We start from the raw sequence: 23716 nt of genomic DNA on the forward strand, positions 1-23716 counted from the left end.
CAGCGCCCCGGGGTTTCCCGGGGCATTTTTTTGTCCACGGCAACGTTTGTTCGTCCAACTGGCGCTATAGGACCAAAACTGTGGTAATTCCAGACCCAAGATTGTGATCTCGTCAATACCAGCCGTTCTGACGTATTGCAAAAGGCGCACTCATATAAATCAAAGGGTTAGCGCCCTATTCAACACCTGAACTATGGCGAACGGCACAATAGTAATAATCATCGAACTAATGGCCGCCTTCAGCGGCCATTAGTCTTTCGGGTATTAAATTCCATGGCTCAAAAAATATTTCATGTATTTGTTAGCTCTACATATTCCGATCTCACAGAAGAGCGCAAGAAAATAAGCGAGGCTATAGCCAAGGCGGGGTATGTCCCGGAAGGGATGGAACTATTCCCCGCCTCTAGCCAGAAACAATTTGAGTTTATTAAGAGAGTAATTGATCGGCGCGACTACTACGTAGTTGTTATTGGCGGCAGATATGGCAGTCTTGCTGACGATTCTGTTAGCTATACTGAAAAGGAATACGAATACGCTCAGAAAAAAGGGATACCCGCGCTAGCATTTCTTCATAAGCACCCGGACGCAATATCCGCTTCAAAGACAGATAGCAGTAATCCGGATCATGTGGCTAAGCTCGCTGCATTTCGCACCAAGCTGAGTGCGAGCGCTATGGTGGATTTTTGGGACAACTCCGCAGATTTGGCCACGAGCGTTGTTATTGCGTTAGGCCAAGAGGCCACGCTTAATCCAGGTTTGGGATGGGTGCGAGGAGATCAGGCGGTCGATCCCAAAATTTTCGAGGATCTGGCGTCGGCGCGAGCCCGAGTGGAATACCTACAAACTCAGCTCGCCAATTCCGTATCAGAAGAAGTCAACTTCCCGAGAAACATTGCCTCTATTGAATCCGAAATTGAAGTGGAATATTCGGTAGATCACTTTGAGCGACAGAAAGAAGGTGAGGAATACAAGGCAGTAAGTACGGAGGACGGAATCACTACAACTTCATCGTGGAAAGAAGTGTTTCTTCTGCTACAAAGCTACATCCACAAGAAATTTAATGAGCGGAGGCTAGCCATAGAGCTTCCTGAGCAATTGGCTATCTCCCACGGCATTGATCACCTGAGTGACTCATTTCCAGCGTTCAATATTTATTCACTAGTATCGCCGACAAAAGAGCAATTCCGCCATCAGTTTGAGGCCCTCGGATTGATATATGCGGATTATGTTGTATCGACTAATTCGGCTGGAGTGGACACTTCAGATTACATATGGATGCTGACTGAAAAAGGTCGTCGATTTGTGGCGCAATCTTTGGCAGAGAAGTCTCCATATTAGCGGTTCAAGCGAGCGTTAGCTGTCCGTGCGCGTGGATAAACCTCAGGATGGACCCCGGCCTGCGCCGGGGTGACACCGTGGGTGCGGAAATAGCCGCGTCATAGCCCCACATCAGCTGAGAGATCGCGCCAGTCCGGGTTCATGGCTTCGATCAGCCGGTCCTTCCAGGGACGGTGCCAATCCTTGATGCGCTTTTCGCGGGTGATGGCGGCCTCAGGATCGTCATGCACCTCGTACCAGACCAGCTTGTCGCAGTCGTAGCGGTCGGTGAAGCTACCCTTGAAGACATGGTTCTTGTGCTGCCAGACACGGCCTGCGGGATCACTGGTCACGCCGGTATAGATCGTGCCGTGCTTGCGATTGGCCATGATGTAGACGAGAAAAACCTTGTCCATGCGACTGAGAATGGCTTTGTCGCTGAGAACCTTCAACACTCTCGGTGTCATTCCGGCGCAGGCCGGAATCCATCCTGAGAGAGCCCAACGTTCATAATGCGTGGAAAGACCTCAGGACGGCGCCAGCCGGAACCTGTCTTCGGGCGCGAAGCGAGGCGGCGGTCGGAACTTCACCGTGTGCGGGGATCCACTGCTCCCGCAAACTTATCCCCGCCCCCACTGCCCCATGCCATCATGTCCCCGTTCCCACCAGTCACCGGTTCCAACGCAGGATCGGGTGGGCGGTCCGGGGGATGGGGGCGCCTGTCCAGTGGGGCAAGCGGCAGTCGCGTCTGAAATACCGGCGCAGGCTGAACCGACCCTCGCGCAAAACCGGTTCGTGACGGGCGGCCCTTGGCTCCCCACCACACACTACCCCTTGGCCGGGTCAACGGCCGCCCGTTACCCGTGTACCCGCGAGGCCAATCCGGCCGGGCGGCGCATCGTCATGCGGATTTGCCTGTGCCTTCTGCCAGTCGCCGAATTTGCGCGTCCAAGCCGGGCGTCAGCCAAACCGTCCCGCAGCCTGCGGTAAGCTTGACGCGTCTGCCGTGCCGGTAACGGCCAGGCCCTACCAGTTGGTGAAGGAGCCGTCGCGGCGGCGCAGATGGGGGGCTTCGCTGAAGGCAAAGCTCTGTCTGGCTACAAGGGCCTCATTGACCTCCACGCCCAGGCCGGGGGTGTCGGGGACGATATAGACGGCCCGGTTCAGCTCGGGTTTGACGGGGAAGAATGCGGAATCGTCAAAACCGAGATGGGTCTCGGCAGGCGAGGCGCGGGTTTCCAGCCAGGCAAAATTGGCGACACAGGCCGAGAAGTGAATGGTGGCGGCAGTGCAGATGGGCCCCAGCGGGTTGTGCGGCATCATGTCGACATAGTGCGCCTCGCTCCAGCCGGCGATCTTCATCGCCTCGGTCAGCCCACCCACATTGCAGACATCGAGCCGGTTGAACTGGTGGATGTCGCGCTCGATGAAGGGCAGGAACTGCCACTTGCTGGAGAATTCCTCGCCGATGGCGAAGGGAATATCGGTCAGGCGCCGCAGGGCTTCATAGGCGGCGGGGCTTTCGTCGCGGATCGGTTCTTCGAGGAAATCCAGCGTGCCGCGCGGCATTTTCTGGCAGAAGCTGGCAGCCTCGGCGACACTGAGCCGGTGGTGATAATCAATGCCGAGCACGATGTCCGGGCCCAGCACTTCGCGTGCCCTGGTGCACCACTTGGCTGAGGGCGCGATGTGTTCGCGCGGCTCGTAGATGTCCTTGTTTTCATGGCCTGAAGGCGATAGCCGCATCGCGGTCCAGCCAGCATCAACCAGCATCTGGGCCTGTTCGATCATGGCCGGTCCGGGCTCGCCAAACGTGCTGGCAAAGGTCGGGATATGATGGCGCTGCTTGCCGCCCAGCAGCTGATGGACCGGCACGCCAAGGGCCTTGCCCTTGATGTCGTAGAGCGCGATGTCGATCGCCGAAATGGCCGCGGTGAGCACGCGGCCGCCTTCAAAATACTGGCTGCGGTACATTTCCTGCCACAGGGCGCCGATGGCAAAGGGATCCCTCCCGATCAGGAATTCGGCAAAGTGCTCAATAGCGCCAACGACGGCCTTTTCCCGGCTCGAGAGCCCGCTCTCGCCCCAGCCGTAAATGCCCTCATCGGTCTCGACCTTGACCAGCAGCTGGTTGCGCACCCCGACCTTGACGGCATAGCACACGATATTGGTGATCTTCATTCTGGGCGTCCTTGCCGGTCGGTGATTGTCCTGCGCGGTTTGAGCATAAACCCGATGTTGGCTGCGGCCAAAGCCTGGCGCAGAACCCAGGCGAAAGACGACAGCGCCCGGCCGATGGGATACCGGTCGGGCGCAGGAGGGGTGATCCGTGTTGTGGCTATCGGAGCCGGACGACGAGCACCCCGCGTGGCGGCAGCGTGACGCTGGAACCCTCAAGCACCGTCCCCTCATCGATCCAGCTTGGCGTATCGAAACCGGCAGGCGCCTTGTCGCCGATAGTGACGCTGCTGGTCTGGGGCACGCGGGTGTGGTTTATCATCCACAGATAGCTGCCGGTGGCGTCGTCATGCAGGCGTGCCTGCACCGCATTATTGCCCAGCGTGACATGCTGGGTCTTGCCCAACCAGGCAAAGACCGCCGCGAAATACTCACGATTGGCGTCAGTCGAGGTACGGAAATAGGTGATGGAGGGATTGCTGCCCACCAGCAGGGTCTTACCTGTGCCCGCCTGATGCTCGACAATGGCGAGGCGCCCATCGGTAAAGCGCGCGCGCTCCACACCGCCGGCCAGTTCATAGGCCTGCAGGAAGCCGCCCCCGGTGACCGTGTTGCCATCGAGATCGAAGGCCACGCGGTCGCCAATATCGGGCATGAACTCGACCTCGGTTTCGCGGGCGCCAAAGATGGCGTCGAGCCCGTTATTGGGCTGCACGGTGCCGACCTTGCCGCGATCACCGAAATAGCCCGGGCAGGCTTCGCTGATCAGCTTGCCGCCGGCCTTCACCCATGCTGCCAGACGTGCTGCATTCTCCGAGTTCAGCGAGATCGGGTATGGCGCGTAGATGGCGTCATAGTGCGCAATGTCGTCGATATGAACCCAGTCGGCCTGAATGCCATTGTCGAAGAACCCGCGATAGGCACCCCACATGGCATCCCCATAGGTGGTAGGCTGATGCCTGTGGTTGAGCAGGTAATCCCAGGCCTGGGCCTCCGGAATGACCAGAATGCCGATATCACCCTTGCGCGGCCGCGCCTTGAACACGGCGGCCTGCTCGGGGGCATTGGCCCATTTGGCCATGCCGCTGGCCATGTCGGAGCGCGGTGTGCGCGAGCCGTCCATGCCGTAGGAGCCGAAGGCGCCAAACAGCGACCCATCGAGCAGGGGGCGATAGCGCAGGTTGAGTACGCCCGTGGCCCCGGCGGCAAACGACGTCATGGTCCAGACCTTGATATCGTCAGGCTCGGCGACGCGCCCATCATCCTTGTCGCGGCCAAGTACCTGTGGCTGCATCCATAGCGGGCCACCCTGGCGCTCGGCATGCCAGAACGGCTTGCCCCGCGATGCGGCGCGGGTCAGGTCGGCGCCAAAGAAGTTGCGCCATGGCTGGTTGCCCTTGCGCGCTGGGATCCAGGTCATGCCATAGAGCTCGACCTTGGAGGCGGCGAGCCAGTCATCGCAGCCGCCAGAAATCATGTTGGGGATGGCGCCGGCAATGCCATGGGCGGCGATCAGGCAATCGGGATCAATGCTCCGCACCAGATCGATGCGCCACTGCATCTGTTCGTAGAAATTGTCGCGCTTGAAGGTCACCCAGTCCAGGCTTTCGGGATAGGGACCAATCTCTACCGGTGGCTCGACATCGAGCCAGTCAGCGTGGCTGTAGCGGTACCAGGCCTGGCTGAGGGTTTCGAGATCGCCATACTTGGCCTTGAGCCAGTCGCGAAACGCCTGCTTGGTGAACTCGGAATAATCCACCAGTGGCGAGTAATTGCACTCGTTCCAGACGTCATAGCCGAGCAGGCCCTTGTGCCCCTTGTAGCGGGTCACCAGCGCCTTGAGGAAGTTGCCGGCGGCTTCCTTGACCTCGGGGCAGTTGAGGGTCAATGCCCCTGCCCCGCCGCCATTATTGGCGAAGCCGCCAGTGGCTGACGACTGGCCCATGGTCGAGGGCAGCGGCGTGCCGTCGCCGCGCAGCTGGCGTGCATGGGCAAATTTGCGCATCGCCCAGTCCGGCACACTGTGGATCAGTTCGGCGATAATGGTCTTGATGCCGTTCTCGGCCGCCAGATCGAGCTGGCGGTCGAATTCGGCCCAGTCATATTGGCCCGGCTTGCGCTCAATGGCGCTCCACATGAACCAGTGACGGAAGACATTCAGGCCATCCTGGCTGGCGACCCCGTAATCGCGCTCCCAATCCTCGCGGGGTGGGTTGGACTTGCGGAAATATACCGCCCCAAATGGGACTTGAGGGACATCTTTCAACGACATTTCTTGGCTCCTTGAGGCAAAGTTCAAGCGTTCGGCAAAACGGGGTTTTGCCGTCAGGAATGGATTGGGTCGCGATACGTTGGTCGGCTAGCCGGTCTGGCCGGCCAGGGCTTCCAGGGTCAGGATCAGGGCGGAGTGGTCCTTGTCGCCATCGCCGCGGGCGATCGCTGAATTCATCAATTGCTGGGTTGTCGCGGTGTTGGGTAGCGCCAGGTTCAGCGCCTTGGCGCCGTCAACGGCCAAACCCAGATCCTTGCGATGCAGGCGAATACGGAAACCGGGATCGAATGTGCGGTTGATCATGCGTTCGCCATGCACCTCGAGAATGCGCGAGGCGGCAAAGCCTCCCATCAACGCTTCGCGGACCTTGGCCGGATCGGCTCCAGCTGCCTTGGCGAAGGTCATGGCCTCGCTGACCGCGGCGATGGTCAGGCCGACGATGATCTGGTTGGCGACCTTGCAGGTCTGGCCAGCGCCAACGTCACCGACGAGCGTAATGTTCTTGCCCATCAGTTCGAGCAGCGGCCGCGCGCGTTCAAAAGCAGCTGTCGTGCCGCCGCACATGATGGTCAGCGCGGCGTTCTTGGCGCCAACTTCGCCACCGGAGACCGGAGCGTCGAGGTAGTCACACCCCAGATCGGCAAGCCTGGCGGCAAAGGCCTGGGTTTGGACAGGCGAGATCGAACTCATGTCGATCACCAGCTTGCCCTTGCTCAGACCTTCGGCGACGCCATTGGGTCCGAACAGGACAGCGTCGACGTCCGGGGTGTCGGGTAGCATCAGGATGATGATATCCGCGGCCTGGGCAACAGCCCTGGCACTGTCGAGCGGAGTGCCGCCCTGCTCCACCAGATGTTGGCAAACCGGCTTGACCCGATTGAGGAAGACGCTGTGCCCGGCGGCAATCAGGTGGCCCGCCATGGGGGATCCCATGACACCAAGGCCGATAAATCCGATGTTCATTTTGACGTCCTCACAGATAAGGTTTCATCCAGCCCAGACCGGCACTGGTGCCAGCCAGAGGCTTGTATTCGCAGCCGATCCAGCCGGCATAGCCGAGCTTTTCGAGGGTCGCGAAGATGATTGGATAGTTGATCTCGCCAGTTCCGGGTTCGTTGCGGCCGGGATTGTCAGCGATCTGGATATGGGCGATCCGCTCACGCAGCCGCTCATAGGTGGCCAGCAGGTCACCCTGCATCACCTGGGTGTGGTAGATGTCATATTGCAGGAACAGATTGTCGGATCCCACGGCCTCGAAGACGGCTTCGGCATGATCGGTCGTGGAAACAAAAAAGCCCGGAATGTCCCGCAAGTTGATGGGTTCAAGCAGTAACTTGATGCCTGCATCAGCCAGTCTGGGTGCGGCATAGGCGAGATTTTTCACCAGCGTATCCTGCAGCACACCATGGTCAACGCCTTTGGGTGCAATTCCCGCCAGGCAGTTGATCCTGCTGCAGTTCAGTGCCTTGCCATATTCAATTGCCGTAGCAATCCCAGCCTGAAATTCCTCGATGCGATCTGGCAGGCAACCAATGCCATGTTCGCCACCCGCCCAGTCGCCCGCAGGCAGGTTGAACAGCGCCTGTTCAAGCTTGTGCTTGACCAGTTGTGCGGCAATGGCCTGGGGATCTTCTGCGTAAGGACCGACATATTCGACAGCGCCGAAGCCGTCGCGGGCGGCTGCCTCGAAGCGGTCGAGAAACGGCAGGTCGGCGTAGAGAAACGATAGATTGGCAGCAAAACGTGGCACTGGATTATCCCTGTTTGTTGAACCGCGTGCGGTGCATCATGCGCTTATGACGCGGGTTCGGGTTGGGCACGGCAGAGATCAGGCTCTGCGTGTAAGGTTGTTGCGGTGTGGTGCAGATCTGCTCGGTGTCGCCCAGCTCGACAATCTTGCCGCGGTGCATAACGGCGACCCGGTCGCAGAAATAGCGGACCACCGAGATGTCGTGCGAGATGAAGATGAAGCTCAGCGACAGCCGCTGTTGGATCTGCAGCAACAGATCAAGGATCTGGGCGCGGATCGAGACATCGAGTGCCGCCGTCGCCTCATCGGCGATGATTACCTTGGGATCCAGAGCCAGAGCGCGGGCAATGCCAATACGCTGACGCTGGCCGCCGGAGAAGGCGTGCGGATAGCGCTCCATGGTCAGCGGATCGAGCCCCACCAGTTCGAGCAGTTCGGCAACCCGATCATCGAGCTCTGCGCCATGCATGGTGCCACTGACGATGAGGGGATCGGCAACGATCTGGCGCACCGTCATGCGCGGATTGAGCGAGGCAAAAGGATCCTGAAAAATCAGGCGAACATCGCGATGGAAGTCTCTCAGGCCGCCCTTGTCGAGCGAAGTCACCTCAAGCGCATCGGCGCCGTCATTGCGGTGATAGAGCACCGAGCCCGATGTGGGTTCGACAGTCCGCAAAATGAGACGGCCAAGCGTTGTCTTGCCCGATCCGCTTTCGCCTACGATGCCGAGATTTTCCCCAGGCATCAGGTCAAAGCTGACCTCGTCCACCGCCTTGAGCGCATAGCTGTTTGAGCCCAGCCAGCCGGTGGTGGCTCCATAGACCTTGGTTAGGTCGCGTACCTGCAGCACGGGGGTAACGCCATCACGCGCAGGCTTGGCGGCGCGCTGCAGGTGCCCCTGTTCGAGCTTGACCGTCGCGGCCAGCAGCCGCTTGGTATAGGGATGCTGGGCGTCGTGGAAAATGTCGTCTACCCCGCCCTGCTCGACAATGCGCCCATAATGCATGACGGCCACAGCATCGGCCACTTCGGCGACGACCCCCATATCATGGGTGATCAGCAGCATGGCCATACCGCGGCTGACCTGCAGTCGGCGGATCAGATCCAGGATTTCAGCCTGGGTGGTCACATCCAGTGCTGTGGTGGGCTCGTCTGCGATCAGGATTTCCGGATCGGCTGCCAGCGCCATCGCGATCATCGCCCGCTGGCGCATGCCCCCGGAAAACTCGAACGTATAGCGGTCCACCATTTTGTCGGGGTCGGGAATTTCCACCTGGCGCAGCAGCGCGATGGCTTCATCGCGGGCTTCCTGCTTGCTCATGCGTCGATGCAGTTGCACCGCCTCAATGATCTGAGAGCCAATGGTGTGGACGGGCGAAAGCGAGCTCATCGGCTCCTGAAAGATCAGACCGATGCGGCCGCCGCGAATGTGCAGCAGTTCACGGCTGCGTTCATTGAGCGGCGCGATATCGATTTCCGCTTCCTTGCCACGCAGCAGGATCTTGCCGCTGGTGATCGACCCATTGCGATCGAGAATGCGCAGCAGCGCCCGTGCCGTGACGCTCTTGCCAGATCCACTTTCACCGACCAGACACAGGGTCTGACCACGGCGCAGCACGAAGCTGACATCGCGCACGGCGTGCAGAATATTGGTGCGCAGACGGAAGTCGAGGCTGAGGTTCTCAACCGACAGGACAATATCGGCATCCTCGGTGGAGATGTTGGCGTGCGGCTGTTGAAGCGTATCTTGCATGGTCATCAGCCTCAGCTTTCGTACGGATCGGCGGCATCACGCATGCCATCACCGAGGAAGTTGAAGGACAGCACCGCGATCACCACGGCACCGGCGGGCCAGATCAGCAGCCAGGGCGCAGTGGCAATCGTGCGCACGTTCTGGGCGTCCTGCAGCAACACGCCCCAGGAGACGACCGGCGCCTTGAGCCCGATGCCAAGGAAACTCAACGCCGTCTCGGCGACGATCATCGTTGGTAGTGCCAGGGTGACCACAGCCAGGATGTGGCTGGTCAGTGATGGCAGGATGTGGCGGAATATCAGGCGACGTTCACGCGAACCATCCAGACGCGCGGCAGTAACGAAGTCTTCGCTGCGCAGCGCGAAGAACCGTCCACGGACCTCTCGCGCCAGCCCGGTCCAGCCAAACAGCAACACGATAAGGGTGATGATGAAGTACACTTGAAGAGGCGACCACGTGATGGGGATCGCTGCCGCCAGCCCCAGCCATAATGGAATGGTTGGCATGGAGCTGATGATCTCGATGCCCCGCTGAATGGTCATGTCCACCCAGCCGCCATAAAAGCCTGACAGGCTGCCCAGGGTGACACCAAAACAAAGGCTCACCAGCACGCCGACCAGGCCGATCGACATCGATATACGGGTGCCATAGATCAGACGGCTCAGCAGATCACGGCCCAGCTTGTCGCTGCCCATCAGATACATGGTGTCGGTGGCCTTGAGCGGCCCCATCAGGTGCAGATCTGCCGGGATCAGACCCCAGAGCTTATATTCCGGGCCGCGCACGAAGAATCCGATGGGCACGATCAGCGTGTCATCGACCACGAAAGTCCGGCGCAGCGATTCTGGATCCACACTCTGGGTGTACCCTTTGACATGTGGCAGGAAACGGCTTGAGCCATCCTCGGCCGGTGCGAACAGCGAAATCGACTGCGGTGGCGCGTAGGTGAACTGCGGCCGCGATGCCTCGGGCAAGGCGGGCGCCAGAAACTCGGCGAACAGCCCGATAAAGTAGAGCATCAGGATAAGGCTGCCGGCAAAGACCGCCACCTTGTTGCGGCGAAACTTGTGCCAGATCAGGGTCCATTGGCCTGCGGCCGCCATGTTCTCGGGTGCGGTGCCGGTTGCCAGTGCGCTGGTGGCCGGGGCGCTTTCGAGATCATCGGTGATAAAGCTGTGCGCGGTCATCAGTTGAACCTTATTCTTGGGTCAAGCAGGGCCAGAAGAATGTCCGAGATCAGCATGCCCACCAGGGTAAGCGCGCCCATCAGCAGGATGAAACTGCCGGCCAGATACATGTCCTGCGACACCAGGGCGCGCAGCAGCAGCGGCCCGGCGGTTGGCAGATTGAGCACGATGGCGGTGATGGTGACCCCGGAGATCAGCTCGGGCAGCACCCAGCCAATCGCGGAAACAAAGGGGTTGAGCGCGATACGCAGCGGGTATTTCAGCACGACCTTGTATTCGGGCAGCCCCTTGGCCTTGGCCGTCACGACATAGGGCTTGTTCAACTCGTCAGTGAGATTGGCGCGCAGGATGCGGATCAGCGCCGCGGTGCCGGAGGTGCCGATCACGATGACCGGGATCCAAAGATGGGCCAGCAGGTCAAGAAACTTGGGCATCGACCAAGCCGCGTCGATGAATTCCTGCGATTGCAGGCCGCCAACATTCTGCCCCAGATACTTGTAGGACACATACATCAGCGTCAGGGCCAGAATGAAGTTGGGAATGGCCAGGCCAATGAACCCGAACAGCGTGGCGACGTGATCGCCCACGGAGTGACGGCGCATGGCTGAAAAGATGCCGATGGGCAGTGCCACGGCCCACACGAACAGCAGCGCGGCAACCGATATGGCCAGGGTCGAGCCCATACGTTCCCAGATCAGTTCCGAAACCGGCCGGTTCCAGTCGAAGGAATAGCCAAAATCGCCACGGAACAGGATGCCACTGATCCATTTGCCATACTGGACCCAGATCGGGTCATCGAAGCCATAGACAGCGCGCAACTGCGCGATCTGGGCGGGGTCGACATTCTCGCCATTCTCGCTCATGCGGGCGATCAGCGAGGTAAGATAATCGCCCGGCGGCAGCTGGATGATCATGAAGGCGATCATCGAGATGCCGAACAGGGTCGGGATCATGTAGAGCAGTCGCTTGATGATGTATTTCAGCATTTGTGTCCGGCCCAAGCCGCTCCTATGCCCAAACGACGTGTACGACTTCGAGCAGGTCAATATCGGGGACCGTAATGGTCACCCGTCCCTGGCTCACCGTTGCAGCCGCTGTGGTGCCGCGCACCAGCAAATGCGCACTCGCCAACTGTCTGCCCGTCGGAATTGCAATGCTCACGGTCTGCTCGCCCACGGGGTAGAACTCGCGGATCGGGCCCTTCATCATCATCGGATTGGTCAGATTGAACAGCAGCACAGCGCGTTCATCGGCATTGTCGCGGATGGCGACGTCCAGCACGGAGGCCCCGCTCAGTTCCACCTCGGGCCGACCACCGAGTGCCCAGCGCACCGCATTGGTCATCATGCGGCTATGGTCGAGAGCCTGTACGTCGTGAAAGATCGCGCCGATATTCCACGGAATGAACACGGTGCGGCCGCCACTATCATGCTCGCGCACGACCATAGCAGCGCCCTGGGGCTCCTGACGCGGGTAGACTTCTTCCATCGGCAGGTCAGGAAAGTCGGGCACGTAGAGCACAGGCGCTGTGGCGCCCGAGATGGGCTCAACCGCCATCAGATGCGTGCCGCCAATGATCCGCTCGGCCCCGTCAAAACCTGCATTGATCGGGTGATCTCCCGCAAAGGAGACATAGGTGTTCTTGACCGGTCCCCGCATGGCGTTGAGGCGGTTCGCGCCCAGCACGTCACCCAGACCAAGGGCATTGCGCGGCTCGTTATTGGCATTGCGGGTGGCGGTCTCGTTAGCCGCCACCAGACTGCCACCGCGGGCCACATAGTCTGCCAGCATGGCGCATTGCGCATCTGACAGGCAGACCGCATTGGCCAGAATGATGACCTTGAACTTGTCCAGCATAGCCGGCGTCATCGCCTGATCGGAGACCAGTTCAAACGGTAGCTTGGCTTCGACCAGAGCCTGATAAAACCCCAGATCATCGGCCTCGGCGGCGCGGCGCGTATCCTGGCCGTGATGCCGCAACGTGGTTGCGGGATCGAGCAATGCGATCTGGGAGGTGGGCGTCAGTTTGGCCAACACCGGTTCGAGCCGGGCATGCAGTCCAAAACTGTCGGCGACCGGCTGGATCCAGCGCTGGTCAGGCACCACGCCATTGAACTTGGTGAACCAGGGCAACATGCCGTGGGTTGCGCCATTGGTGATCCATGACTGGATTTCGGGTCCCGTGGTCACTGAATCCTTCCAGCGATGTTCTTCTTCGGGGCCAATCGAGGTGATCAGGATGGCAGGACGCTCGCGGAACGTGGCGCGCATGCGCTTGCCGTTGCGACCGGCCATCCAGATCGATTCCGTGCCCCGGCGCCCCTGATCGTCGACCACCAGGAATGGGCAGTGCTTTTCGATCAGACCGAGATCGAACTCGGTCAGCGAGACGCCGCCCATATTGGGAATGAAACTGGCATTGGGGCGGATGGATTTGACCAGATCGTCCCAATCGACAACCAGTTGCGTCAACACCTGGCGGCGCCACGCGGTCCACCCCATCCAGGCCGGATCGTCCAGGCTTGAGGTTCGCGGCAGGTCCAGGCCGGTCGCAGTCTTGAAACGGGTGGTGCAGCTATCACAGTAACACACGCCATGGCCCTGCCAGCGATTGGCGAACACGGCGTCAATGTCATAGTTCTCGACAATCTCGCGGATCACCTGCGGCATGAATTTCTGGTTGTAATCGCCATAGGCGCAGGTCACCCAGACATCGGGAAAGGCCCAGTGGCGGCGCTTGTTGCCGTCGCGATCGACGGCGATCCATTCGGGGTGCGCGTCGGCGGCATCCTGATGGATGGCATGTGGGTCCACGCGCGCCATGACGTGCATGTTCAGGCTGCGCGCGCCCTCGACCAGTGCGCCAAAGGGGTCGCTATCGCCGATAAACTTGGAGACATAGTGATAAGGCACCTTGCTGGGGTAGTAGGCGACATATCCACCAGCGCTCAGACAGGTCGCGTTGGACTGGGTGCGCTTGAAAATATCGATCCACTGATCGGGGTCGTATTTGACCGGATCATCTTCAGCCAGCGTCAACTGCGTCCAGCGCGTTGCGGAACGATACCAGTCGGGCTGGCGGAGATGAGAATTGGTCGGCGTTGCAAGAGCGTCCATGCCAGCCTCTGAATGCGAGATACAGGGAGCCCGCGCTGACCCTTGCGGGCCAGCGGGGAAATCATCGTCAAAGCGTCGTTCAGGACTTGAAGAACTGCTCGGGCCGGGTTGGCCCCGGGGTTGGCCAGCCGAACGAATTGGGCATGGTCTTGGTCACGTTGACCATGTCGTTCTTGACCACGCCGTAGCCGTCCGGTGGCAGGCTGACGCCGAACACCAGGAACTGGTCTGCAGCGTTTTCCAGCAGTTCTGACATCAGGGCGTTCTGCTTTTCCGGATTACCTGTCGCCAGCAATTGGCGGTACAGGTCCTGCTGCGCCTTGATCTCGGCAGTCGGTTCGATTGCCTGCGGATTGGTCGGCTCGGTGTAGTAGAGGTTCCAGCCCGGCGCGTAGAGCGCATTGGAATTGAACGGCACGAAGTAGCGGGCATCGAGCATGGCCGCGACGCCGCCATTGGCACCGAACTGATGACAGGTAGCATCAAACTCACGGCCGTTGCGGACGCGCGTTTCCCAGAGCGAGCGATCCATGGTGCGGACCTGGGCATCGATGCCAACGGCCTGAAACATCGGAATGGCCAGTTGCAGCATGTCGGTGAAGGTCGTGCGGCTCTGGTCGATCTCGAAGATGATCGAGAGACGCCGACCTTCGGCATCCAGTCGATAGCCACTGTCGTCCTTCTCGGGCACCAGCGTGTCGAGCAACGCGTTGGCTGCGTCCGGATCATACTCGGTGTGCTGGGTCGCCAGCCGCTCATTGTAGAGCGGATCATCGGGGTTGATGCTTGGCTGGGCCGGAGATCCCTGCCCCACAAACACCGCGTCGATCAGCGCCTGGCGATCCACGGCCACCGACATCGCCTCGCGGAAGGCGCGGGTATTGAACAGCGCATTCTTGGTGGCGTCGGTGTGGTTCAGGTTGAGCTGGAACACCATGACATTGGCGGCGGTTTCCTTGAGCGTATAGAAGCCGTAATCGCCGCTTTCCTGCCCATCAAACAGCACCGGCTTGTTGGTCGGTGTGGCGATGTACTGGTCCATCATGTCGATCTCGCCCTGCAGGGTCTTGAGCAGCAGGACTTCTGGGTCGGCGACCATCTGGTACACGACGCGATCAAAATAAGGCAGTTGCGTGCCCGCAGTATCGATCTTGAAATAATAGGGGTTGCGAACAGCGATCGCCTGCTCGGTATTCTGACCCGGCGCGGATTGCCAGGTCCAGGCCATCAGCGTGGGACGCTCGGAATTGGCGAAGAAGGTATTGTCGTCATCCAGACCGTTTTCGCGCTGGAACAGAGCAATCCAGCTTTCCAGGCCGGCTTCCTTGGCCAGCTGGTCGGCATCGGGATTGTACTTGATGTGGAACTTCTCGAGGTAGTGGCGCGGTGCCTGCGTGGTGTGATCATCACGGGCCCAGGCCATACGCTGGACAAAGAAGCCGTTGGGGCCCTTGAACGTCACCTTGAAGTTGAAATCGTCGATGATCGTCAGCTTGCCAAACTCGCCATCCACTTTCCAGAAACTTGATCCGCCCTTGGAGACGTCGGTGTCGGTCAGGATGTCGTCATACCAGAACTGAATATCTGCGGTGGTATAGGGCGCGCCGTCTGACCACTTCAGCCCCTTGCGGAGGCGGAAGCTATATTCGGTTGAATCATCGTTGACCTCATAGCCCTCGGCCACATTAGGCGTCAGACCGGACCAATCGGGCGTGAAGCGGATCAGTGGCTCATAGCCTTGATAGCGCACGATCATCGACAGCGAACCGCCGCCAACCAGAGCATGGCGCCAGTCGCCGCCCTGTTTGCCGGGGCGCTCGGTCGGGGTGATGACCAGGGGATTTTCAGGCAGACGCTGGTCAATGGGTGGCAATGCGCCGCTATCAACCTGGGCCTGCAATGACGGGGATTCTACTGCCTCCTGAGCGCGGATCAGTCCAGGGACTGCCATCGCACCCACAAAGGCGGAACTGGCAGCGACAAACGCGCGTCGGCTTATTCTAACCATATCGAACTCCTCCTCAGCCGCGCTGTTTTGTAACATGTTAGCGGCTAGCTGCAGGCTTGCGTATAGCTTTTGTTAGGTAAAGCGTTATGTGCAAAAAAATTGCCGAATGTGCGTAAGTTGGTCAGCCATACTGCCTTACCCGCCAGACATAAACACACCTTTAGTGCCAACTATTGCGGTTTCATATAAACCATTCTACCTAACGTTATGTCGCTGATAGGTGAGCGAGGAGCAGACGATGGCCAAAATCACGCTGTCCAAAATTGCTGCGGTGTCCGGGCTGTCCAAGTTCGCTGTTTCGCGGGCACTTGCCGGAAAATCCGGCGTTAGCGAGGACACCAGAAAGCGCGTCGAGCAGATTGCCGCTGAGCTTGGCTATCAGAAGGCCACGCCCAAGGGCGAAGCCCCGACCATTGGCGTGATCTTCCACGATGCTGATCTGATCAACAGCGAACTGCATCTACTGGTTCAAAACGGCGTTCAGGCTGAGGCACACCGACTGGGCTACCGTACCAGCATGCGCTGGACACATGATCCCGCCGAGATGGAAACGCTGATCGCCAGTTGCAGCGGCGCCATCCTGGTCGGCACCCATGATCGCCAATGTCTGGATCGGGCCTACGCTGTTGGTAAGCCGCTGGTCCGTACCGGTTGGCTGGATGCGCTCGAACAGGTCGACCAGGTTTGCTCGACGGACCATGAAGCGGGCTCCGCAGTGGCGCTGTATCTGCTTGGACTGGGGCACCGTTCGGTGGCCTATGTTCAGGGCACCCCGGGCTATCGGGGCCGCGTTGAGCGCCACTATGGCGCCCGGGAAGTGTTCGAGCGACATGGTGACGTCGAGTTCACCAACCTAAAGTTCGATGCCGAGAACCGCTTCTCTGAAGTGCTCGCGGCGCTGCATGAGCAGGGAACCGTGCCCACCGCCTTTTTCTGCGCGCATGACGGACTGGCGGTGACCGTCATTTCCGAACTGCTGCGTCTTGGCTACCACATTCCCGACGATGTCTCGGTAATAGGCTTTGGTGACAATTCCGCTGCCCAGCAGATTTCTCCAGCGCTGACGACCGTGAAAGTCCATGGCTACAGCATCGGCACCGCAAGTGTGCGGATGATTGATGACCGGGTTGTCGGGCGATTGCCTCCTGCCCCGGTCCGGTTGCAGATTGCCAATGCCATTGTTGAGCGCCAGTCGGCGGGTGTCGCCAATCCCAGCCGCGCGCTCCATAGAATGGGACGTCGCCAGAGGCAGTGACTGACAGTGGTCGTCTCTAAGCCTGTTGCTCATGGTCCTGGGTGCCGGAGCGAACCCACAAACTTATCCCCGCCCCCGAAATTCCATGCCATCATGTCCGCGTTCCCACCAGTCACCGGTTCCAACGCAGGATCGGGTGGGAGGTCCGGGGGATGGGGGCGCCTGTCCAGTGGGGCAAGCGGCAGTCGCGTCTGAAATACCGACGCAGGCTGAACCGACCCTCGCGCAAAACCGGTTCGTGACGGGCGGCCCTTGGCTCCCCACCACACACTACTCCTGGCCGGGTCAACGGCCGCCCGTTACCCGTGTACCCGCGAGGCCAATCCGGCCGGGCGGCGCATCGTCATGCCTGCTATCGGGGCTCCTGCCGATTTCGGGCATAGCACCGCGTGCCGGCAAATTCGGGCAGCCAGTGCGCGCGCCGGACCGTCCACAGTTCATAGTCTGGCGTGAACTGTTCGGGGTCATCGAGCGCGCCCAGATGCACCTCAACCTCATCATCGCTGCGCGCGAAGACCGAGGAGCCACATTGGGGGCAGAAGTGACGGCCCTGATAGTCCCGCGTCTCGCCGCTGATGGTCACCGCGTGGGCCGGAAAGATCGCGGCTGCAAAGAACAGCGCGCCGTGATGCTTGCGGCAGTCCATGCAATGGCAAAGCCCCACTCGGTCCGGCTGGCCGCGCGCCACCAGCCGCACTGCGCCACACAGACATCCACCGCTGAGCTGATCCATAGAGGCCTCCCTTGGTGACGCGTTTTGGCTAGGCTGAACCGCGCCGGACGATCTCAAAGCCGATATCGTGCACTGCCTGCAGTGGCTCAGCCGAGCGGAAACGATCGACCAGGGCGTTGGCAGCCACCTGCCCCAGCACCTGACGATCAATGCGGATGCTGGTCAGGCCCGGCTCGGTGCTGGCGGCAAACTCCTGATCGCCAAACCCGATCACGGCCAGATCTTCGGGGATTTTCAGCCCGCGTTTATTGGCTTCGATCAGCACGCCCTGGGCGAACTGGTCCGAACTGCAGAACACCACCGAGCGGGGTGGCAGCCCCTGCTCCAGCAATTGGATCAGGGCATCGCGACCAAGGCCAAGCGAGGCGGAAATATCGTATTCGACACGGCCCACACTCGTACCGGTCCGCTTGGCAAAGCGGCTGGCAAAGGCATCGCGTCGGCGTACGGCGCGCTCATCGCCCGCAGTGATGGTGGTCGCGTTGAGATAGCCCGCATCAACGGCGTAGTCGGCCGCGGCCAGTCCGGCTTCGGCATGGGAAAACCCGACGCAGCAATCGATCGGCGTATCGGAAATGTCCCAGACCTCGACCACCGGAATGCCCGCATTATGCAGCATGCGGCGCGCGCCGGCGCTGTGGTGCTTGCCGGTCAGCAGAATGGCGTCGGGCCGGCGCGAGAGATGGGTGGCAATGGCCTGCTCCTCACGGCCCAGATCAAACCCGGTTTCGGACAGCATGATCTGATAGCCGTGCCCCCACATGATATTGGAGAAGGCGTGGAGCATGCTCGAATAGACAATATTGGTCACCGAGGGCACCAGCGCCGCAATCAGATTGCTCTTGCTCGACGCCAGGGCGCCGGCCACCGCATTGGGCACATAGCCGGTGCGCTCGATCGCATCATGGATGCGTTGCAGCGTTTCGGGCGAGACCTTTTCGGGCGCCGAAAGCGCGCGCGACACGGTCACCTGTGAGACGCCGGCCAACCGGCCGACTTCGGCCATGGTGACACCACCCCCTGAGGGGCGACGGGTGTTTGAACTGTCCTTGGAGCGAATTCCCATGTCAGTTCAATACCCTGCAAAACCGGCAACGGGAAGCGGGCTTGGCCTCAGATCGTGTCCCTGTTCCGGCGCGCCATGAGGATGGACAGGCCAATCGAGGTAGCGATCAGCACCCAGAGCACCATGGCGATCCAGCTCTTGGTGAAAAAGATGGTCAAATCACCGAACGATTCGAGGCTTTTGACGAAGTAGATTTCGGCCGATGGTCCCAGAATGAAGCCGATAATAAAGGGGGCGATCTCGAGCCGCAATTTGGTGGCAAGCCAACCAAACAGCCCGAAGATCAGAAGCGTCCAGACATCGAACATGATGCCGTAATTGATGGTGTAGGCGCCGATCACGCACATCATCAGGATGACCGGAAACAGGATGTGTTTGGGGACCGCCACCACCAGCGCAAACCAGCGGATGGCAAAATACATCATCAGGAACATGGCAATGTTGGCGATCACCATGGCCACAATCATGGCGTCCCAGGTGGGACCATTATTGCCGATGAAAAGCGGGCCCACCTGAATGCCCTGCAGTGCGAAGGCGCCAATCAGTAAGGCTGTAGTGGAATCGCCGGGGATGCCCAGCGATAGCAGCGGCACCAGTGCGCCGCCGGTCAGCCCATTATTGCCGGCTTCGGATGCCATGATGCCGGCCGGCTCGCCCTTGCCGAAGCGCTCGGGGTGCCGGGATGTCGTCTTGGCCGCCGTATAAGCCAGAATGGAGGCCGCCGAGCCGCCCACGCCGGGCAGGATGCCGACAAAAGTGCCGATGCCCGAGGACCGCAGCAGATTGCCGATCTGGCCCTTGAAGACAGAGAAGGAGAAGCGCGATGAGGCCCCCACCTCTATCTCGCTGAGCGACATGCCCTTGCGCATGCCCTTTTCGGCCTCGCTGAGAATGGTCGCCAGACCGAACAGTGCGATGAGCACGGGCAGCAGCGAGAAGCCGCCTTCCAGCCAGTAATCGAGCCCGGGCGGGATGAGGCGGAAATGGCCGTTGCCACCATCGGTGACGTCATAGACCCCGATCAGGCTGACGAAGATGCCCAGAAAGCCCGAGAAAATGCCCAGCAGCATATTGCTCGACAGCGCCGCCATCACCGTCAGGGCGAACAGGATGATCAGGAATTTTTCGACATAGGAAAACTTGATGGCGAAATCGGCCAGGGCCGGCGCAAAGAAATAGAGTGCGGCCAGCGACACCAGACCGCCCACCAGCGACGCCACGATGCCGATGCGCATGGCTTTCTCGCCCTCGCCGCGCTGGGCCATGGGGTAGCCGTCAAAACAGGTGGTGATCGATGAGGGGGTGCCGGGAATACCCAGCAGGACGGCCGGGACCAGCCCGCCGGAGATACCGCCGACATAAAGCCCCAGCAGCAACGCCAGGCCATTCTCGAGCCCCAGCGAATAGGTGAGCGGCAGGCAGATTGCCACCGCCATGGTGGCGGTCATGCCGGGAATGGCGCCGAAAATGATGCCCACCAACGTGCCGCCAACGGCCAGCGAAACAAAGAGCGGGGTGATGAATTCGAGGACTTCCATGGTCGCAATCCTCCGCGCTCAAGGCAGGGTCAGGTAGAAGATTTCGGTAAACAGCCACCACACCAGCACCGGGCCGAGTATGGCGACGATGGCGACGGGAATGAATTTGGCCAGCGTGCGCTGCTGCATGAAGAGCAGCCCGGTCAGCGCCAGAAACGGCACCGAGCACAGCAGGAACCCCAGACCGGTATTGGGCCAGAAGTCGCCGACCGGCACCATCAGTGAGAAGTAGAGGATGGTCAGCCCCAGCGTGCCGAAAAACCGCAGCTTGTCCATTTGCGCAAACGTTTCGCGCCACATGGTGCCTGACGCCAGGATGTCCCGCCGCTGCGTGACGAGAATGGCCAGGCCCAGGATCACCAGGATGATCCCGATCAGCGTGGGAAAGATCATGTGGGAGGTCGGAAAATCGACCGTGACGCGGGTCAGTTCACCCATTGTGGTGGTCCATCTCTGGTAAACGGAACTGCGCCCCGGCCGCGAACGGCCGAGGCAAGGTAATGGGCGCTATTCAGCCTTGAGCTGATCGACAATACCACTGATGCGATCGCGCTTGGCGCTGAGATGAGCCAGGGCCGCTTCACGGGCCTGGAAGTTCGGGATGAAGAAAGCCGCGGCCTGCTTCTGCTGGATCGAGCCTTCCGCATAGATTTCAGCCAGAGCGGCGTCGATGGTGTCCATCAGGGCCGGATCCATGTCCTTGTTGTAGAGCAGGAAGAACTCCTTATCGAAGGCGAAGTCCTCGCTGCCATCGAGCGTCACGCTGGTGGCCGGGCTGGCGAACTGCATGAAGTCGTCGCGCGTCGTGTCGCCCATACCGGCCTCGGGGGCCTGCTCAAGCGTCGCGGGGCGTGCGGTGATCCAGACAAAGCGCATCGCCTTGGCATCGTCGGCGGGCAATTGGGTGAACTGCTCATTGGCCTGGATCGAGCCATTGATCACATCGGCCAGCCCATCCCACATGGCCTGGTTCTTGTCGGCCTGTGAGCCAGTATTGACTGCTACGACATTGGCTTCTGAGCCCGGGGCGTTGACCCGGGCGGCGTTCTGCATCGCCGTGAAGCCGATTTCCGAGACACCGCCGGGCTGAATGGCAACGCGTACGGGCGTGCCCGCTTCAGCAGCGGCCAGAATGTCTTCCATGGTCTGGTATGGCGAATTGGCCGGCACGAGGAAGGCATTGCCGGGATTGATCGCGACGGTCGGCCCAATCACGTAATTGGCGAATGGATCATCATTACCCGGGACGCCATAGACGTGGGACAGATAGATCTGGTCATGGTGCAGCATGATGGTTGTGCCACGGCTATCGCGGTCAAGGGCCTTGAGCCCTTCACTGGTGCCTACCGGATCAACCTTGATGTTGACGCCTAGGTGTTCAGCCAGCGCTTCGGCCACAATTGCCGAGTTCTGATAGGTGTCGCCGCCCGTTGAGGTGGAGCCAATGACCATGCGGATATTGCGGGGCAAGTCCTGGGCCGAAGCGGTTAGCGGTGAAGCGGCCAGCGCCACGGTGCCCAAGGCCGCCAGAAGTGTTCTGCGGTTCAGTGTCATAGTGTCCTCCCATTGCCGCTTAGCGGCGTTCGCGAAAGTGGCGGACCTTCTCCCCGTCCGGCCACATCGATCCACATACGTAATGTATGCGCATTCATTCTGATGCATCATTCTTTCGGCCCTTGTCAACCGCACAACATGCGATTGGAACGTAATGCTCAAACTCACTCGCGAACGTGTTGACACTATCAGATGCATGCGCATACATCTGCGGCATTGAATTGGAGGAACGTCATGACCGAAGGTACCCGCAAAGACGCGGCATCGCTGCGCTCAGCGCGCTGGCTCGCGCCCGACGACCTGCGCAGCTTTGGACACCGTTCACGCTTGATGCAGCTGGGGTTTTCCGAGGAAGATTTTGCCGGAAAGCCGGTGATCGGCATTCTCAACACCTGGTCCGAGCTCAATTCCTGCCACAGCCACTTTCCGCAGCGGGTCGTGGACGTCAAGCGCGGCATTGCGCAGGCCGGTGGCTTTGCCGTGGAACTGCCTACCCTGTCGGTCGATGAGAGCTTCACCAAACCCACCTCCATGCTTTACCGCAATCTGCTGGCCATGGAGACCGAGGAAATGATCCGCTCGCACCCGCTGGACGGTGTGGTGCTGATGGGTGGTTGTGACAAGACCACCCCGGGATTGGTAATGGGTGCAATCACCGCTGGCGTGCCCATGATCTATCTGCCAGCGGGCCCGATGCTGCGCGGGCATTATGCCGGCACTGTTCTGGGCTCGGGCTCAGACGCGTGGAAATACTGGGACGAGCGTCGTGCCGGCAATGTCAGCGACGAGCAGTGGCGTGGCCTGCAGGGCGGCATCGCTCGTTCAGCGGGCGTTTGCATGACGATGGGCACAGCCTCAACGATGACGGCGATTACCGACGCAATGGGGATCACGCTGCCCGGAGCCTCGTCGATTCCTGCGGTGGATTCGGCCCATTCGCGCATGTCGGCCAGTTGCGGTCGCCGGATCGTTGACATGGTCTGGGAAGATCTGACCCCGGACAAGATTGTCACCGACGCCGCCCTGCGCAATGCCGCCATCGTCGCCATGGCTACAGGGTGCTCCACCAATGCGGTGGTGCATCTGATTGCGATGGCGCGCCGCGCTGGTGTTGCTCTGGGTCTGGACGATCTTGACGCGCTGGGCCGGGTGACACCGCTGCTGGCCAATGTCCGTCCATCGGGCAAGGACTATCTGATGGAGGACTTCTACTTCGCTGGTGGGCTGCTGGCCTTGATGAAGCAGATCCAGGATAGGCTCGACACCGCGTGTCTGACAGTGAACGGCAAGACGCTGGGCGAAAATCTCGAAGGCGCCGAGGTCTATAATGACGACGTCATTCGTCCGCTCTCCAACCCCGTATATCACGAAGGCTCGCTGGCGGTGCTGCGCGGCAATCTGTGCCCCGATGGCGCGGTGATCAAACCCGCCGCATGCGACCCGAAATACTACCAGCACGAAGGCCCCGCGCTGGTTTTTGACAGCTATCCGGAGATGAAGAAGGCGGTGGATGACGAAACGCTCGACATCACCCCAGACCACGTCATGGTGTTGCGCAATGCCGGGCCACAGGGTGGTCCGGGAATGCCCGAATGGGGCATGCTGCCGATCCCCAAGGCCCTGATCAAAAAGGGGTTCCGCGATATGTTGCGGATATCGGATGCGCGTATGTCGGGCACCTCCTACGGCGCGTGCGTGCTGCATGTGGCACCGGAATCCTTTGTTGGGGGCCCGCTCGCACTGCTCAAGACGGGCGACATGATCCGCTTGGATCTGGTCAATCGACGGCTGGATATGCTGGTGGCCGAGGATGAACTTGAGCGCCGCCGCGCCGCCTGGACGCCACCCGCGCCGCTGTTTGAACGGGGTTGGGGCTGGATGTACTCCAAGCATGTCACGCAGGCCGACAAGGGCTGTGACTTCGATTTTCTTGAACGCGATTTCGGCGCTGCTGCCGGCGAACCCGACATCTACTAGAACAAGGTCCA

The 23716-nt window shown here is 60.3% G+C and carries 18 protein-coding genes; 3 read left to right on the plus strand and 15 right to left on the minus strand.

Features of this window, described 5'->3' with window-relative positions:
- Window positions 1–273 precede the first annotated feature (273 nt).
- Window positions 274–1338: a DUF4062 domain-containing protein gene (locus AC0L37_RS09040; RefSeq protein WP_282221368.1), complete on the plus strand. Its 1065-nt coding sequence runs from the start codon at window positions 274–276 to the stop codon at window positions 1336–1338.
- Window positions 1339–1436: 98 nt separating this feature from the next.
- Here AC0L37_RS09040 and AC0L37_RS09045 read toward each other — a convergent pair whose 3' ends face one another.
- From AC0L37_RS09045 to AC0L37_RS09090, 10 genes are all read right to left on the minus strand, one after another.
- Window positions 1437–1772: a GIY-YIG nuclease family protein gene (locus tag AC0L37_RS09045; protein ID WP_348984701.1), complete on the minus strand. Its 336-nt coding sequence runs from the start codon at window positions 1770–1772 to the stop codon at window positions 1437–1439.
- Between the two features lie 571 nt (window positions 1773–2343).
- Window positions 2344–3498 (minus strand): mandelate racemase/muconate lactonizing enzyme family protein, encoded by a 1155-nt coding sequence (locus AC0L37_RS09050; protein WP_282221367.1) that lies wholly within the window; start codon window positions 3496–3498, stop codon window positions 2344–2346.
- A 157-nt stretch (window positions 3499–3655) separates the two neighbouring features.
- On the minus strand, window positions 3656–5767 hold the full coding sequence (locus AC0L37_RS09055; RefSeq protein ID WP_282221366.1) for a beta-galactosidase: 2112 nt from the start codon (window positions 5765–5767) through the stop codon (window positions 3656–3658).
- Between the two features lie 87 nt (window positions 5768–5854).
- A complete protein-coding gene (locus AC0L37_RS09060; RefSeq protein ID WP_282221365.1) occupies window positions 5855–6730 on the minus strand; it encodes a 2-hydroxy-3-oxopropionate reductase in 876 nt (291 codons plus the stop codon).
- A 10-nt stretch (window positions 6731–6740) separates the two neighbouring features.
- Entirely contained in the window at window positions 6741–7517 is a 777-nt protein-coding gene (gene otnI / locus AC0L37_RS09065; RefSeq protein ID WP_282221364.1) for a 2-oxo-tetronate isomerase, read from the minus strand.
- 4 nt (window positions 7518–7521) lie between these two features.
- The gene (locus AC0L37_RS09070) at window positions 7522–9270 is read right to left on the minus strand and encodes an ABC transporter ATP-binding protein (protein WP_282222996.1); all 1749 of its coding nucleotides are present in this window, start codon (window positions 9268–9270) and stop codon (window positions 7522–7524) included.
- A gap of 11 nt (window positions 9271–9281) precedes the next feature.
- A complete protein-coding gene (locus AC0L37_RS09075; protein ID WP_282222995.1) occupies window positions 9282–10373 on the minus strand; it encodes an ABC transporter permease in 1092 nt (363 codons plus the stop codon).
- An 83-nt stretch (window positions 10374–10456) separates the two neighbouring features.
- A complete protein-coding gene (locus AC0L37_RS09080; protein ID WP_212658053.1) occupies window positions 10457–11443 on the minus strand; it encodes an ABC transporter permease in 987 nt (328 codons plus the stop codon).
- Window positions 11444–11465: 22 nt separating this feature from the next.
- Complete coding sequence (locus AC0L37_RS09085; protein ID WP_282221363.1) at window positions 11466–13574, minus strand: family 10 glycosylhydrolase; 2109 nt, start codon at window positions 13572–13574, stop codon at window positions 11466–11468.
- Between the two features lie 79 nt (window positions 13575–13653).
- Window positions 13654–15582 (minus strand): ABC transporter substrate-binding protein, encoded by a 1929-nt coding sequence (locus tag AC0L37_RS09090; protein WP_282221362.1) that lies wholly within the window; start codon window positions 15580–15582, stop codon window positions 13654–13656.
- 238 nt (window positions 15583–15820) lie between these two features.
- Between AC0L37_RS09090 and AC0L37_RS09095 the strand changes: the two genes are divergently transcribed.
- Window positions 15821–16837, plus strand: a complete 1017-nt coding sequence (locus tag AC0L37_RS09095) for a LacI family DNA-binding transcriptional regulator (RefSeq protein WP_282221361.1) — start codon at window positions 15821–15823, stop codon at window positions 16835–16837.
- Between the two features lie 352 nt (window positions 16838–17189).
- Here the strand turns inward: AC0L37_RS09095 and AC0L37_RS09100 are convergent, their stop codons facing one another.
- The 5 genes from AC0L37_RS09100 to AC0L37_RS09120 all read right to left on the minus strand — a co-directional run bounded on the left by AC0L37_RS09100 (window position 17190) and on the right by AC0L37_RS09120 (window position 21728).
- Window positions 17190–17570, minus strand: a complete 381-nt coding sequence (locus AC0L37_RS09100; protein ID WP_269368439.1) for a GFA family protein — start codon at window positions 17568–17570, stop codon at window positions 17190–17192.
- Between the two features lie 28 nt (window positions 17571–17598).
- Complete coding sequence (locus AC0L37_RS09105; protein WP_282221360.1) at window positions 17599–18576, minus strand: LacI family DNA-binding transcriptional regulator; 978 nt, start codon at window positions 18574–18576, stop codon at window positions 17599–17601.
- Window positions 18577–18683: 107 nt separating this feature from the next.
- A complete protein-coding gene (locus tag AC0L37_RS09110; RefSeq protein WP_212658059.1) occupies window positions 18684–20174 on the minus strand; it encodes a tripartite tricarboxylate transporter permease in 1491 nt (496 codons plus the stop codon).
- 18 nt (window positions 20175–20192) lie between these two features.
- Window positions 20193–20612, minus strand: coding sequence for a tripartite tricarboxylate transporter TctB family protein (locus tag AC0L37_RS09115; RefSeq protein ID WP_282221359.1), 420 nt, complete (start codon window positions 20610–20612; stop codon window positions 20193–20195).
- Window positions 20613–20681: 69 nt separating this feature from the next.
- A complete protein-coding gene (locus tag AC0L37_RS09120) occupies window positions 20682–21728 on the minus strand; it encodes a type 2 periplasmic-binding domain-containing protein (protein ID WP_282221358.1) in 1047 nt (348 codons plus the stop codon).
- A gap of 234 nt (window positions 21729–21962) precedes the next feature.
- Between AC0L37_RS09120 and araD the strand changes: the two genes are divergently transcribed.
- Window positions 21963–23705, plus strand: coding sequence for an L-arabinonate dehydratase (araD, locus tag AC0L37_RS09125; protein WP_212658062.1), 1743 nt, complete (start codon window positions 21963–21965; stop codon window positions 23703–23705).
- Window positions 23706–23716 lie beyond the last annotated feature (11 nt).

It is taken from the genome of Devosia sp. J2-20, from assembly GCF_055808475.1.

Bases quoted from the DNA above. Each gene is read 5' to 3' on its own strand.
- AC0L37_RS09040 (WP_282221368.1), top strand. From the start codon at position 274: ATGGCTCAAAAAATATTTCATGTATTTGTTAGCTCTACATATTCCGAT.
- AC0L37_RS09050 (WP_282221367.1), bottom strand. From the start codon at position 3,498: ATGAAGATCACCAATATCGTGTGCTATGCCGTCAAGGTCGGGGTGCGC.
- AC0L37_RS09055 (WP_282221366.1), bottom strand. From the start codon at position 5,767: ATGTCGTTGAAAGATGTCCCTCAAGTCCCATTTGGGGCGGTATATTTC.
- AC0L37_RS09060 (WP_282221365.1), bottom strand. From the start codon at position 6,730: ATGAACATCGGATTTATCGGCCTTGGTGTCATGGGATCCCCCATGGCG.
- AC0L37_RS09070 (WP_282222996.1), bottom strand. From the start codon at position 9,270: ATGCAAGATACGCTTCAACAGCCGCACGCCAACATCTCCACCGAGGAT.
- AC0L37_RS09075 (WP_282222995.1), bottom strand. From the start codon at position 10,373: ATGGCGGCCGCAGGCCAATGGACCCTGATCTGGCACAAGTTTCGCCGC.
- AC0L37_RS09080 (WP_212658053.1), bottom strand. From the start codon at position 11,443: ATGCTGAAATACATCATCAAGCGACTGCTCTACATGATCCCGACCCTG.
- AC0L37_RS09085 (WP_282221363.1), bottom strand. From the start codon at position 13,574: ATGGACGCTCTTGCAACGCCGACCAATTCTCATCTCCGCCAGCCCGAC.
- AC0L37_RS09090 (WP_282221362.1), bottom strand. From the start codon at position 15,582: ATGGTTAGAATAAGCCGACGCGCGTTTGTCGCTGCCAGTTCCGCCTTT.
- AC0L37_RS09095 (WP_282221361.1), top strand. From the start codon at position 15,821: ATGGCCAAAATCACGCTGTCCAAAATTGCTGCGGTGTCCGGGCTGTCC.
- AC0L37_RS09100 (WP_269368439.1), bottom strand. From the start codon at position 17,570: ATGGATCAGCTCAGCGGTGGATGTCTGTGTGGCGCAGTGCGGCTGGTG.
- AC0L37_RS09105 (WP_282221360.1), bottom strand. From the start codon at position 18,576: ATGGCCGAAGTCGGCCGGTTGGCCGGCGTCTCACAGGTGACCGTGTCG.
- AC0L37_RS09110 (WP_212658059.1), bottom strand. From the start codon at position 20,174: ATGGAAGTCCTCGAATTCATCACCCCGCTCTTTGTTTCGCTGGCCGTT.
- AC0L37_RS09115 (WP_282221359.1), bottom strand. From the start codon at position 20,612: ATGGGTGAACTGACCCGCGTCACGGTCGATTTTCCGACCTCCCACATG.
- AC0L37_RS09120 (WP_282221358.1), bottom strand. From the start codon at position 21,728: ATGACACTGAACCGCAGAACACTTCTGGCGGCCTTGGGCACCGTGGCG.
- araD (WP_212658062.1), top strand. From the start codon at position 21,963: ATGACCGAAGGTACCCGCAAAGACGCGGCATCGCTGCGCTCAGCGCGC.